The sequence below is a fragment of the Streptomyces hokutonensis genome (assembly GCF_000376565.1).
In the GTDB taxonomy this organism is placed as follows: domain Bacteria; phylum Actinomycetota; class Actinomycetes; order Streptomycetales; family Streptomycetaceae; genus Streptomyces; species Streptomyces hokutonensis.
Genome location: NZ_BARG01000061.1, coordinates 53,315 through 66,891 on the forward strand (window position 1 = coordinate 53,315; position 13,577 = coordinate 66,891).

The window sequence follows — 13,577 nt, forward strand, 5'->3', positions numbered from 1 at the left end:
GGCAGCGCTCGTTGCTTCCTGTGCAAATTGTTGTGCTGGTCTCGGCGACTCTGCTGGAGGTCCTGGCCAACTTCGCCGCGAACGCGGCGCAGTCGCCGGTCGTCAGGCTGATCAGCCGGATCGCGCCACTGGCGGTGGTGGTCCTGGTCTGCGTGGTGATCGCCGGGCAGGTGGTCGTCCAGAAGCGCTCGAACCCCGCCGCACCGCGACCCGCCTGGGGCAGCGACCGCACCCCCTACCCGGGACTGGCCGCCTTCGACCGTGGTGACGCGGCGGTGTTCTTCGGCAGGGAGGACGAGATCGCCGGGATCATCCGCCGGCTGCACCTGTCCGCGCAGCAGCCGGCGGAGCGGTTCGTCTGTCTGACCGGCACCTCGGGCAGCGGCAAGAGCTCGCTGGTGCACGCGGGCGTGCTGCCCCGGCTGCTGGAGTCCCGGTGGCGGCTGCTGCCGGTGATCGTGCCCGGCGCCGACCCCCTGAGGCATCTGGAGGAGGCGCTGGCGGCCAGGCCCCGCGGCGCGGCCGCGGTCAGATCCGGGCGCACCCTGCTGGTCGTCGACCAGCTGGAGGAACTGGTGACCGCCTCGCCGCCGGAGCGGCGCGAGCGCTTCCTGGCCGGGCTGGCCGAGGCGCTGCGGGAGGACCGCCGGCTGTGGGTGATGGCCACCCTGCGGGTGGAGTTCCTGCCGGAGTTCCTCGCCTCGGCGCAGCAGGAGCTGTTCACCGCTCCCACCGCCCTCGGCACGATGAGCACCGCCGAGCTGGTGGCCGCCGTGGAGCAGCCCGCCCGGCTGGCCGGTGGCGCGTTCGAGCCGGGACTGGTCGCGCGGATCGTGGAGGACACCGGCACCGCCGACGCGCTGCCGCTCCTCGCCTATCTGCTGCGGGAGCTCTACCTCTCGGTCGGCGACTCCAAGATCGCCACCAAGGAGAGCTACCTGGCGCTCGGCGGCGTCACCGGCGCCCTCGCCCGTCAGGCCGACGAGGTCTTCGCCACGGTCGTCGACGAGCACGGCGCGGACACCGTGCTGACCGCGCTGCTGCTGCTGGTGGGGATGGAGGCGGGAGAACCGGTCAAGCGCCGGGTGCCGACGGCGGAACTCTCGCCCACCGAGCGGGAGATCCTGCGGCCCTTCGACGCGGCCCGGCTGCTGGTGGTCACCAGAGTCGACGACCTACCCGCGGTCCAGGTCGCCCACGAAGCGCTGTTCCGGCAGTGGCCGCCGCTGCAGCAGCAGGTGACGGTCCGGGCCGAACTGCTCAAGAGCCGCAGCGAGTTGGAACGCTGGGCCGCGGACTGGCAGGCCTCGGGACGCAGCCCCGACTATCTGCTCACCGGGGAGCGGCTCGCGGTGGCCGGGCGCTGGCTGGCCGGTCTGGAGACCGCGGACGGTGCGACGGTGGCGGTGCGGGAACTGGTCGTGGCCTCGCGCAGCCGGGACCGGGACTTCCTGCTGCGGGTCTCGGAGTCGATCGGCCAGTACGTCCTGGCCAACGCCGAGCGCGAACCCGAGTTCGGCACCCTGCTGGCCGCGACCGTCCTCACCGAGTGCCCGCCCACCTCGACGGCCGTGCGCGCGCTGATGACCGCGCTGGCCCACAACCACACCCGGGCGGTGCTGACCGGCCACGGCGCCGGGGTGCGGGCGATGTCCTGGTCCCCGGACGGCGCCTGGCTGGCGACCGCCTCGCTCGACGGCACCGTACGACTGTGGGACGCGGTCACCGGGGCGGCGGGCGCGGTCCTGGAAGGGCACGGCGCCGGCATCGTCGCGGTGCACTGGTCGCCGGACGCGCGGCTGCTGGCCACCGGGTCGCGGGACCGTACGGCCCGGGTCTGGGACCCGGTCACCGGCCGGACCGTCGCCGTGCTCGACGCGGCCACCGACACGGTCCGGGACGTCGCCTTCTCGCCCGACGGCGAGCTGCTGGCGACCTGTTCCAGGGACCGGCGGATCCGGATCTTCGCCACCGCCGGGTGGGCGCAGGTCGCCGAACCGGCCGGGCACAGCGACGAGATATACCAGCTGGCCTGGTCTCCGGACGGGACTCGGCTGCTCTCCGCCGCCTACGACCGCAGCTACATCCTGTGGCTGCGGGAGAACTGGCGGCCGCAGCGGGTCGGGGACCGGCCCTCGGGGCATGCCACGCCGTTCGGCTGGACCGTGGACGGGGCCTTCCTGGTCTCCGGCGAGCAGTGGATCAAGGTGATCGACGCCGCCACCGGCCAGGTGCGGCGGATCTTTCCCGAGCGCAGCGAACTGATCGTCAGCCTGCGCTGCTCACCGGCCGGCGACAGCTTCGCGCTCTCCTCACGCGGGCCCGAGGTGAGGATCCGCATGCTCGACCACGGCGACGTGCGGGCCAGACTCTGCGGTCATGCCACCCGGGTGGAGACGGTGGCCTGGTCCCCCACCGGAGAGCAACTGGCGGCCGGAGCGGAGGACGGCGCCGCCCGGATCTGGTCGGTCGACGTCCCCGGAGCGGAGCTGTACGCCACGGCCCGGCATCCGGGCCTGGTCACCGGCCTCGACCTGAGCCCGGACGGGGAGTTGATCGCCTCCGGGGCCGCAGACGGTGTGGTGCGGGTCTGGAGCGCGCACGACGGCGGCCCGGTGGCCACCCTCGCCGGGCACGGCACCTCCGTCAACGACCTGCGCTGGCACCCGCACGGTGGGGCGCTGGCGAGCTGCGCGGACGACGGCGCGGTCCGGATCTGGAGGCCCGCCGCCGACGGCACATGGGCCGCAGCGGAAGCCGGGACGGAGACCGTCTTCACCACCGAGGAGACCGTCGAGGCACTGGCCTGGTCACCGGACGGCGAACGGCTGGCCCTCGGCCGGCGGGACCAGCGGGCCACCGTGCTCGACGCCGGGACCGGGCAGGTGCTCGGCCGGTACGGCGAGCACTCCCAATGGGTCTGCGCCGTGGCCTGGTCACCCCGCGCCGATCTGCTCGCGACCGGCTCGGACGACCACACGGCGCAGCTGTGGGACGTCGCCTCGGCCGCTCTGCGACACCGGCTGATCGGGCATCAGAGCTGGGTCGACGCGGTCGCGTTCGCCCCGGACGGCGCACAGCTGGCGACCAGCTCGGCCGATCTCACGGTACGGCTGTGGGACGTCGCCACCGGCGAGCAGGTCGCCGAGCTGCGCGGCCACGAGGCACGCATCCGCGCCGTCGCCTTCGCCCCCGACGGACGGCTGCTGGCCACGGCCTCCGACGACCGCACGGTCCGGCTGTGGGACGCGCGCACCGGGCGGGAGCACCGGGTGATCGGCATCCACCGGGACCGGGTCCAGCGGCTGGCCTGGTTCCCCGACGGCCGCCGGGTGGCCACCGCCTCCGAGGACGGGACCGTACGCGTCTGGGGTGCCGAGGGAGACCTCGACGCCCTGCTGGCGACCGCCAGGAAACGTATCTTCCGCACACTCACGCCGAACGAGCGCCGGACCCACCTGCTCCCCGAATAGCCGGGGCCACTCCGTCGGTTCGCCTGATGTCCGCCGAGGCCGACGCCCCCTTGCCTGCCCATGCCAGGGGCAGGCACCCCGCCACCCCCTTCCCGGATACTCGACCCATGGACGGCAAGCCGCAGTTGGGAGAGTTCCTCAGGACGCGTCGGGCTCAGTTGCGGCCGGCGGACGTGGGGATTCCGGAGTACGGGGAGCGGCGGCGGGTGCCGGGGCTGCGGCGGGACGAGTTGGCTCGGCTGGCCGGGGTGGGGGCGTCGTACTACACGCGGCTGGAGCAGGGGAGTTCGCTCAACGCGTCGGTGGAGGTGCTGGAGGCGCTGGCCCGCGCCCTCGGGCTCGACGAGGTGGAGCGTGTCCATCTGCACGATCTGGCCGGCGCGGCGCGGCGGGTCGCCACCCCGCGCAGGTCCGCGCCGGAGCGGGTCGGTGACGCGACCCGGCAGCTCCTCGCCGCCCTCGGTGACGCGCCCGCGGTCGTGCTCGGCCGTCGCAGCGACGTACTGGCCTGGAACCGGACCGGACACGCCCTGTTCGCCGGGCACTTGGACGTGCGGATCCCCGAACAGGCCGATCTGCGCCCGAACATGGCGCGGCTGGTGTTCCTGGACGCGCACACCCGGGACCTGTTCGTGGACTGGCCGAAGAAGGCCAGGAACGTGGTCGGCAAGCTTCGGCTCGCCGCCGGGCAGCACCCCGACGATCCCCGGCTGGCCTCGCTCATCGGTGAACTGGCCATGAAGAGCCCGGAGTTCGCCACGATGTGGGCCGAGCACGGGGTCCGCAAGTGGGCCCTCGCGGCCTACCGCATGCACCACCCGGTCGTCGGCCGCATGGAACTCAACCTGCAGTCCCTGGGCGTTCCGGAGGGAGAGGAGCAGCGGATCGTCGTGGCCACGGCGGACGATGACAGCCCGTCGGCGGCCGCGCTCTCGCTGCTTGCCCGGCTCATGCCGGACGGTCCGCCGGACACCTCGCTCGGCGCGAGTCCCATGCGGTGCGTCATCGGCGGTTCGTCGCTGGACCGGTAGCCCGCCGAGGCCGTGTACGCCGGCGACGGTCTCCTCGCCGACGCCCGCGCCCGCCACCGGCGCGCCCGCACCTAGGCCCACGAGTTCGCGTGGACGCCGTACGACCTCGCGGCGCGTGCCACCGTCGTCATCGGACGAGCGGTGGAGCGTGATCAGCACCGCTCGGGCAGCTCCCTCAACGCCGGGTCCGTGACGCGGGCCAGCAGGGCGGTGGTGAATCGGTCGGCGGGGAGGACGCGGAACGGGCCGGAGGGGTGCGGGCGGGTCGTCGGGTCGACGCGGTCGGTCAGGTCCAGTTGGTTGTGGATGCCCGCTACGGCTTCGTAGGCGTAGGCCAGGTGTTTCTCGCGGGTCCCCCAGTCGGTGGCGGTGACGGCGGCGGTGAGGACCGGGGTGAGGCGGTGGCCGGCCGTCGTGCGGGCGAAGGCGGTGCCCAGCCATTTGTCGTACGGCGGGTAGCGGCGGTCCATGAGGAGGCACAGGCGCATCAGGTGGCGGGTGAGGTGGGCCGCGGCCACCGCGGAGCCCAACTCGTCGCCCACCTCGCCGCAGCGGCCGACGAAGGCCTCGCGTTCGGTGATGTGCCGCCACTCGCGGGCCAGGACGTGCAGCCAGACGTCGTGGGGATACCAGCGCAAGTCGTGGCGCAGGGGGCCGAGTTGGTGGAGGCCGTCGTGGAACACCGCGCCCGCCGTGACCTCCGTGAGGAGGTGGGCGGGGGTGGCCAGCCAGTCGGCGGGGGCGATGCCGTGCGTCGGGTCGAAGCCGAGGGTGTCGGTGAACCACGCCGTGGTGTGGGTGACTTCGACGCAGTGGTGGGTGGGGTGGCCGTGGAAGGTTCTCGGGAGGTGTTCGGCGAGGTGGTGTCTGATACGGCCCGCGTGCCGGGGCAGGTCCCGGGTGCGGAGGAAGAGTTGGAGGCGCGGGCTCCATCCGTGGTCCCGCGAGCGGGGGGTGTCGTAGCCGAGGACCTCGGAGCCGCCGCCCATGCGGGCGGCGGAGTGGGGGAGGTCGGGGGCGGCCTCTTCGAGGAGGGGGCGGACGGTCTCTGTGTAGAAACGGCGGGAGAGTTCGAGGCCCGGTAAGAAAGTTGGCATATTCGTGAAGCTCATGCGGGGACCCTGCCCAGTCCGGACATGATCGTGTGTGCGAATTCGCACCTTCCGTCGTCAGTTTCCGGCCAGCGCGCTCAGTGCGTCGTCCGTCAGCCGGTACGCCGTCCAGTCGTCCTGGGGGCGGGCGCCCAGTGACTCGTAGAAGGCGATCGACGGGGTGTTCCAGTTGAGGACGGACCACTCCAGGCGTTCGTAGCCGCGGGCCGCGCAGATGCGGGCGAGTTCGGTGAGGAGGGCCTTGCCGTGGCCGGTGCCGCGGGCGGTGGGGCGGACGTAGAGGTCCTCCAGGTAGATGCCGTGGACTCCGCGCCAGGTCGAGAAGTTGAGGAACCACAGGGCGAAGCCGACCGGTTCGCCGGTGGTGTCGTCGGTCGCGATGTGGGCGTAGGCGCCGGGGTGTTCGCCGAAGAGGGCCTCGTGGAGCTGTTCCGGGGTGGCCCTCGCCTCCTGGGGTTCCTTCTCGTACGCGGCGAGTTCGCGGATCAGGGCGTGGATGACGGGGATGTCGGTGGGGTGCGCGGTGCGGATCATGCGGAGAGAGTAGAAGACGGGCTCGGGTCCGGGTCCCGTTCGGCGGGCTCGCGGCGGGGGAGGAGGAGCGGGCTGGCCAGGAGGAGGACTCCGGCCAGTGCGATCGCCGTGCGGGGGGTCGTGGCCGCGGCCACCCATCCCCACGCGGCCGTCGTCAGCGCGATCGCCGCGCTGGTGCTGACCGACCACGCGGTGAGGGTACGGGCCACCCGGTCGGGGGCGGTCTCGGTGAGGCGGGCGGTGGCGAGGAGGGGGTTGAAGACGCCGATGCAGGTGACCATGGCGAGTTGGAGGGCGGCGACGAGGAGCATGCCGGGGACTCCGGGGCCGACGAACGCCAGTCCCAGCGGCCAGCACGCGCGCAGCGTCCCTGCGGTGAGCAGCACCCTGTGCTGTCCGAACCGGGCCGCGAGCGGGCGCGCGAGGCGTGAGCCGACGAAGCCGCCGGCGCCGGAGGAGGCCGCGAGCGCGAGCGCGAACTGCCAGGGCGCGAAGCCGAGATGACCCAGCAGGAGTACGGCGAGCAGCGGCTCGGACGCCATGATCAGGCCGTTGACCGTCATCGCGTTGAGGAGCAGGGGGCGGAGGGTGGGGTGGGCGAGGATGTAGCGCCAGCCGTCGAGCAGGTCGGCTGCTTGCAGTCGTGGTGCGCCGGTTCGCTCCGGGTGCGGTTCCGTTCCGCCGATGGCTCGGATGCCGAGGGCCGAGAGCAGGTAGCTGGCCGCGTCGGCCACTACGGTCGTCACCGGGCCCAGCAGGCCGATCGCGGCTCCGCCGAGCGGCGGGCCGAGCATCGTCGAGGTCCAGGTCGTGGACTCGAAGCGGGCGTTCGCCACCAGCAGGTCCTCGGGTGGGACGAGGGATTTCAGGTATGCCCCGCTCGCCGCGTTGAACGCGATGTTCGCGGCGGCCACGGTGATGGAGACGAGGAGGAGCTGGGCGAAGGTCAGCCCGCCGAGCGCGTAGGCGAAGGGGATGCTCAGCAGGGCCGCGAAACGGGTCAGGTCCATCGCGATCATCACCGGGCGTTTGCGGCGGAACTCCACCCAGGGGGCCAGCGGCACCGCGATCAGTGAGCCCACCGCGCGGCCCGAGGCGGCCAGTACCGCCACCTGGGTCGGGCCGGAGTGCAGCACGAGGATCGCGAGCACGGAGAAGGCGCCGAAGCCCAGGCCGGTGCCGTACGAACTGACCGCGAACGCTGCCCAGAGCCAACCGAACTGCCGGCCCAGCGTGCGCCTGCCCGTCATTCCGCTCCTTTGGGACACCCGTTCGCCGACCGTCGTCGGTATCCAAGCGAGTGGGGGACGGTGACGGCAAACAACCGACACGCCGCGAAGCCACAATCGGTGGTTGTACCGGCTGGTGCGGTGGTCAGCGCGGGGTGCGGAGTCGGCGTGCGATGTCCAGATGGTCCGGTGCCGGTGGTCTGCCGGACTCGAGCGACCACAGCGTGTTCTGGAGTACCCGGCCCAGGGTCCAGGCCCGGGCCCGTGCGCGGTCGATACCGATCACGTCGGTCATCGCGTCGAAACGCCAACGGATTTCGTCGGGTTCGAAGCGGTTGTCCAAGGCGGGGAAGAGCTCGAACCCGGGGTCGCCCGCCAGCGGTTTGGGGTCGATCGCCAGCCATTGGCCGCGGGCCCCGTGGTTCGCGTTGCCTGCGCCCAGGACGTTGTCGTAGTGCAGGTCCCAGTGCAGCAGCCTGTCGCCCGGCTCGGTCGCCACCTCGCGTACCGCCGCCGCGCAGTCCTCGATCAGGCGTCGGTCGGACAGGTCCGGGAGGAGCGGGAGGACGGCGGGGGTTCGTTCCAGCATGGCCGCGGCCACCTCACCGAGGCGTCGGTGCAGTTCCGGTGATGCGGATACCGTCGTCAGGCGGGCCAGGAGGCGGGCGATGACGAGGGTCGCGGCGCGGGTGTCCGGTTCGTGGGTGAGGGCGCGGGACGCGTCCAGGCGTTCCAGGAGCAGGGTGCCGGTCGTGGTGTCGTAGTCCAGGAGTCTTACGGCGCCTTCGCCGGCCCAGGTGCGCAGTGCGATCGGCTCGCCTGCCGTCTCCTCGTCCAGGTACTGGAGTTTCAGCGCGGCCCGGGTGCCGTCGGCGCGCAGTACGGGGAGGACCAGGGCGCACATGCCGTAGTGGGAGGGGCCGTCGAGCCGTAGTGACCAGCGGGACATGAAGTCGGCCGCCCGGTGGGGGAGCTCGGCGACGAAGGCTCGTCCGGCCTCGCCGTTGAATCTCTCCTGGGAGGCGGCAAGTCCGGCCGGAATGTCGATCACGGCTCGGACGATACTTGCGTGCGTGAATCGGCACATGCGAATTACCCGGGGCCTCCACAGGGTGTGGACATACGTCCGCAGCGCTCCCGGCACGTATGTCTGGCTGGGGATTCTCTTTGTCACCACGGTCGCCATGCATCATATGTCGCCGGAGTTCGAGCAGGACTTCCTGCGGCAGCGGTCCACCAACATCCACGAGTTGTCCAACAACCCGGTGCGGGTGCTGTTCGCCAGCGCGATGTGGATCGACGGGGGGCGCTGGTTGCCGTACGCCGTGCTCTACACGGTCTTCCACGCGCAGGCCGAGCGGTGGCTGGGGACTGCGCGGTGGCTGATGGTGTGTGTGGCCGCGCATGTGCTTGCCTCGCTGATCAGTGAGGGGGCGCTGTTGTGGGCCGTGAAGAACGGGATGGCGCCGCAGTCGTCCGTCGACACCCTTGATATCGGGGTGAGTTACGCGCTGGCGGGGGTGGTGGGCGTGCTGGTGTACCGGATCGCCGTGCCTTGGCGGTATCTGTATCTGGTGGTTGTGCTGGCTGTTTACGGGGTGCCCCTGGCCACCCATCGGACCTTCACCGATCTCGGGCATTTCACCTCCATGGCGATCGGGCTGGCGTGTTATCCGCTGGTCAGAGGGTGCGGAAAAGCATGGAATCCGAAGGAGACAGTGGCCGCCTTCAGGGGTTAGCGTCCGGATATGAGCAGCTCGGCAAGCGGTTCGGTCAGTGGTGTCGTGAACGGTGGCGTCTCCTTCTGGTACGCGGACGACGGGCTTCCCTCGCGACGGGAGCCTCTCGGCGGTGACGCTTCCGCCGACGTCGTCATCGTGGGCGGCGGGTACACGGGGCTGTGGACCGCCTACTACTTGAAGAAGGCTGATCCTTCTCTTCGGGTCACCGTCCTGGAGCAGAAGTTCTGCGGTTACGGCGCCTCGGGGCGCAACGGTGGGTGGCTGTACAACGGGATCGCGGGGCGGGACCGGTACGCGAAACTCCATGGGCTCGAAGCCGCCGTACGGTTGCAGAAGGCCATGAACGACACCGTTGCCGAGGTCGTGAAGGTTGCCGAGGCGGAGCGGATCCAGGCAGACATCCATCGGGGTGGCGTGCTCGAAGTCGCCTGTACGCCCGCGCAGTTGGCTCGGCTGAAGGCATTCCACGAGCACGAGCTGTCGTACGGCGAGAAGGACCGGGAACTGTACGGCGCCCGGGAGACCGCCGAGCGGATTCGCGTCGCCGACGCGGTCGGGTCCACGTGGACGCCGCACGGGGCTCGGCTGCATCCGGTGAAACTGGTGAAGGGGCTGGCGCGGGCCGCCGAGGCGTTGGGCGTTGTCATCTACGAGTCGACGCCGGTGACCGAGATCCGGCCTCGGTGCGCTGTCACGCCCTACGGCAGTGTGCGTGCGCCCTATGTTCTGCGTTGCACCGAGGGATTCACCGCGAGTCTCAAGGGGCAGCGGCGGACCTGGCTGCCGATGAACTCCTCGATGATCGCCACCGAGCCGCTGACCGACGAGCAGTGGGAGTCGGTCGGTTGGGGCGGTCTGGAGACGCTCGGCGACATGGCGCACGCCTACATGTACGCGCAGCGCACCGCTGACGGGCGGATTGCGCTGGGCGGGCGCGGGGTGCCGTACCGCTTCGGGTCGAAGACCGACAACGACGGGCGCACGCAGACGGCGACGATCGAGGCGCTGCGCGAGATCCTCGTCCGCTTCTTCCCGTCGCTCGCCGGGCTGCGGATCGAGCATGCCTGGTCGGGGGTGCTCGGGGTGCCGCGCGACTGGTGCGCGACGGTGACGCTGGATCGGGCTACGGGGCTGGGGTGGGCGGGGGGTTACGTCGGCTCGGGCGTCGCCACCACGAACCTCGCCGCGCGGACCTTGCGGGATCTGGTCCGACAGGACTCGGGCCAGGCCGGCCCCACCGAACTCACCGCCCTGCCGTGGGTCGGCCACAAGGTGCGCAAGTGGGAGCCGGAGCCGTTCCGTTGGTTGGGGGTGCAGGGGATGTACGCGACCTATCGCGCGGCGGACCGGCGTGAACTCGCGGGGCACAGTGCGCAGTCGTCACAGCTGGCCCAGTGGGCCGATCGAGTGGCCGGGCGTCACTGAGACAACTCCCCTTGCCCTACTGCCAGTTGGGGCACCTGCGGCTACCATGGAAGGTTCCACCGCCTGACTTTTCAGCTCCGGGCGCGGAAACGAGGGGAAGCCCGTCCTCGGCCAGCGAGGGGTAGGCCGGGGACGGGCGCCCCCCTCCTTGGGCGGGACTCGGTGCATCCCCTGCATCGCGTCTCGGGCGGGTCCTGGCCGGACCCGTCGTCCGCGTCGGAGCTGAAACCAAATCAGGAGGTCGGACGATGTCCGAGAAGAAGCGTGGTTGGCGCGAGGAGTTGGCGGCCCGGTTAGCCGTCGCCATGGCAGCGAAAGTGCTGTGGGGGCTGATCGTCGAACTGCTGATCCGGCCGCACGACTGAACCGGCATCATGATTGCGGCGCCCCGGCCGATTCGGACCGGGGCGTCGCTCATGTCACCGCCTCCGACTCCGACACCGGTGCCTGTGTTGTCGTGTTGTGCTTCGGTGCTCGTGCCGTCACCATCAGGCCCGCCACCAGGCCTGCCAGGAGCATGACGGCTACGGCCCACCAGATGGCGACCGTGTAGCCGTGGACGATGCCCTCGCTGGTGATCAGGGCTTTCTGGGCCGGGTTGTGGAGGTGGGCGGTGATGTAGGCCGTGCTGCTGGTGGTGGCGATCGTGTTGAGCAGAGCCGTGCCGATCGAACCGCCCACCTGCTGTGAGGTGTTGACCGTTGCGGACGTCACGCCCGAGTCCTGGGGGGCTACGCCTGCGGTGGCCGTGGCGAAGACCGGCATGAAGATCAGGCCCATGCCGAGGCCCATCAGGATCAGGCCGGGGAGGAGCTCGGTGGCGTAGTCCGAGTTGACCGTCAGGCGGGTGAAGAAGGTCATGCCCGCTGCGGCCAGGATCGCGCCCGGCACCATCAGGGTGCGGGGCGGTACGTGGTGCATCAGGCGGGCCGAGATCTGGGTCGAGCCGATGATGATCGCGACCGTGAGGGGGAGGAAGGCCATGCCCGTTTTCACGGGGGAGTAGTCGAGGATGACCTGGAGGTAGTAGGTCATGAACAGGAACATGCCGAACATGCCGATCACGGCCAGGCCCATGGTGAGGAAGCAGCCGGCCCTGTTGCGGTCCTTGATGATGTGCAGGGGGAGGAGGGGGCTGGGTGCCCTTGTCTGCCACCAGACGAAGGTCGTGAGCAGTACGGCTCCTGCGGCGAACAGGGTCAGGACGAGCGGGTCTGTCCAGCCTCGTGGTTCTGCCTCGCTGAAGCCGTAGACGATCGCGACCAGTCCGCCGCATCCGAGTATGACGCCGGGTACGTCGAGGCGGGCGCCGGTGTTGCCGGGGCGGTCGTGGAGGAGGGCTACGGCGCCGAAGACCGCGATGACCGCGATGGGGATGTTGACGTAGAGGCACCAGCGCCAGTTCAGGTACTCGGTGAGCAGGCCGCCCGCTATGAAGCCGATCGCCGAACCGCTGCCCGCGAGTGCGCCGTAGATCCCGAAGGCCTTTCCGCGTTCCTTCGGGTCGGTGAACGTCGTGGTGAGGAGGCTGAGGGCGGAGGGGGCCAGTACGGCGGCGAAGGCGCCCTGGAGGGCTCGGGCGCCGAAGAGCATGCCCGAGGTGGTGGCCGCGCCGCCCAGTGCGGAGGCGCCGGCGAAGCCGATCAGGCCGATGATGAACGTTCGCTTGCGGCCCACGAGGTCGGCTATGCGGCCGCCGAGCAGGAGCAGGCCGCCGAAGGCGAGGGTGTAGGCGGTGATGACCCATTGGCGGTTGCCGTCGGACATGCCCAGGTCGTGCTGTGCCGAGGGGAGCGCGATGTTCACGATCGTCGCGTCGAGGACGACCATCAGCTGGGCGAGAGCGATGATCACCAGGCCCCACCAGCGCCGGGGGTCGGGCTCCGCGGCCGTCGTGCCGGCCTCACCTGTTCGGGTGACGCTCATCTGCTCAGAAGACCATGAATCGGCATGTATCGCATCCTCGGGCCTGCTGCGGCCGGTCATGGCTCCAGCACCACCTTTCCGGTGGTCCGCCGGGTCTCGAGTGCGTGGTGTGCCGTTGCCGCGGCTGACAGTGGGAACCGTTGTACGGCTGGTACGAGTCGGCCCTCGGCGGCCTCCGTGAGGGCCCGGAGTTCGAGGGTGCGGATGGGGCTCGGGCCGCCGGCCTTCTGCATCATCGCGGGACCCAGGACTCGTATGGATGCCCGTTCGGTTGCGTACGGTTCTCCGCTCGACCAGCCGAAGACGATGTGTTGGCCGGTGGGGCCGAGCAGGGCGGTTGCCTCGCGGGCGACGGCTCCGCCCACTCCGTCGAAGACGGTCGTCGCGTGTCGGCCGCCGAGCCAGGCCCTTACCTTTTCCGGCCACTCCGGGTCCGTGTAGTCGACGGCCAGGTCGGCGCCGTTCGCCCTTGCGAGGGCTGTCTTCTCGGGGCCGCCCGCCAGGCCGATCACTGTGGCGCCGGCGTGTTCGGCGTACTGGACGAGGAGGGTGCCCAGGCCTCCGGCGGCGGCCGGGACGATGACCACGGAGTCCCTGTCCAGCTCGCTGAACTGCACGATTCCCATCGCCGTACGGCCCGTTCCGATCATGGCCACGGCCTGAGCGAAGTCCAGGTTGGCGGGGATCTCGTGCACCCGGTCGACGTCGACCACGGCCGACTCGGCGTAGCCGCCCGGTGCGAAGCCCAGGTGGGCCACCACCCGCTTTCCGAGCCACAGGTCGGCCACCCCCTCCCCGAGGGACTCGACCACTCCGGCGACCTCGCGGCCGGGGATCGTGGGGAGGGGCGGGAGTTCGGGGAGCGGGCCCTGTTCGCCTCTCCGGAGCATGGTGTCCAGGAGGTGGACTCCGGCCGCGGCCACGGCGATACGGACCTGGCCGGGGGCGGGGGAGGGGGCGTCGACGGATTCGTAGGTGAGGTTGTCTGCTGGGCCGAAGGCGTGGAGTCGTATGGCATGCATGGGAGTCACTCTTCGACCTCAAGCGCGCTTGAGGTCAAGGGTTCGCCGGTCTCGTTGTCAGTGGTGGGGTGCAGGATGGGGGG

At 71.0% G+C, this 13,577-nt stretch carries 10 protein-coding genes; 4 read left to right on the top strand and 6 right to left on the bottom strand.

The features are described 5' to 3' along the window. The first annotated feature begins 20 nt into the window (after window positions 1-20). Complete coding sequence (locus SSP08S_RS35725; RefSeq protein ID WP_218006681.1) at window positions 21-3,473, top strand: NACHT and WD repeat domain-containing protein; 3,453 nt, start codon at window positions 21-23, stop codon at window positions 3,471-3,473. Between the two features lie 107 nt (window positions 3,474-3,580). Continuing rightward, a complete protein-coding gene (locus tag SSP08S_RS35730) occupies window positions 3,581-4,504 on the top strand; it encodes a helix-turn-helix transcriptional regulator (protein WP_019072443.1) in 924 nt (307 codons plus the stop codon). Window positions 4,505-4,656: 152 nt separating this feature from the next. On the opposite strand, the gene SSP08S_RS35735 is transcribed toward SSP08S_RS35730, so the two are convergent. The 4 genes from SSP08S_RS35735 to SSP08S_RS35750 all read right to left on the bottom strand — a co-directional run bounded on the left by SSP08S_RS35735 (window position 4,657) and on the right by SSP08S_RS35750 (window position 8,466). After that, entirely contained in the window at window positions 4,657-5,601 is a 945-nt protein-coding gene (locus SSP08S_RS35735) for a DUF4037 domain-containing protein (protein ID WP_019072444.1), read from the bottom strand. A gap of 72 nt (window positions 5,602-5,673) precedes the next feature. Then, window positions 5,674-6,150, bottom strand: a complete 477-nt coding sequence (locus tag SSP08S_RS35740; RefSeq protein ID WP_019072445.1) for a GNAT family N-acetyltransferase — start codon at window positions 6,148-6,150, stop codon at window positions 5,674-5,676. After that, window positions 6,147-7,400 carry an MFS transporter gene (locus SSP08S_RS35745; protein ID WP_019072446.1) on the bottom strand — a complete coding sequence of 418 codons (1,254 nt, stop codon included), beginning with the start codon at window positions 7,398-7,400 and terminating at the stop codon, window positions 6,147-6,149. Before SSP08S_RS35745 ends, SSP08S_RS35740 begins: the two co-directional genes overlap by 4 nt. Window positions 7,401-7,524: 124 nt before the next feature. After that, window positions 7,525-8,466 carry an aminoglycoside phosphotransferase family protein gene (locus SSP08S_RS35750; RefSeq protein ID WP_063739200.1) on the bottom strand — a complete coding sequence of 314 codons (942 nt, stop codon included), beginning with the start codon at window positions 8,464-8,466 and terminating at the stop codon, window positions 7,525-7,527. Between SSP08S_RS35750 and SSP08S_RS35755 the strand changes: the two genes are divergently transcribed. After that, a complete protein-coding gene (locus SSP08S_RS35755) occupies window positions 8,465-9,118 on the top strand; it encodes a rhomboid-like protein (protein ID WP_019072448.1) in 654 nt (217 codons plus the stop codon). The genes SSP08S_RS35750 and SSP08S_RS35755 overlap by 2 nt on opposite strands. 9 nt (window positions 9,119-9,127) lie before the next feature. Further along, window positions 9,128-10,546, top strand: a complete 1,419-nt coding sequence (locus SSP08S_RS35760; RefSeq protein WP_019072449.1) for an NAD(P)/FAD-dependent oxidoreductase — start codon at window positions 9,128-9,130, stop codon at window positions 10,544-10,546. A 414-nt stretch (window positions 10,547-10,960) separates the two neighbouring features. Here SSP08S_RS35760 and SSP08S_RS35770 read toward each other — a convergent pair whose 3' ends face one another. Beyond that, the gene (locus SSP08S_RS35770; protein ID WP_019072451.1) at window positions 10,961-12,472 is read right to left on the bottom strand and encodes an MFS transporter; all 1,512 of its coding nucleotides are present in this window, start codon (window positions 12,470-12,472) and stop codon (window positions 10,961-10,963) included. A gap of 56 nt (window positions 12,473-12,528) precedes the next feature. Beyond that, window positions 12,529-13,494, bottom strand: a complete 966-nt coding sequence (locus tag SSP08S_RS35775) for a zinc-binding dehydrogenase (protein ID WP_019072452.1) — start codon at window positions 13,492-13,494, stop codon at window positions 12,529-12,531. Between the last annotated feature and the right edge of the window lie 83 nt (window positions 13,495-13,577).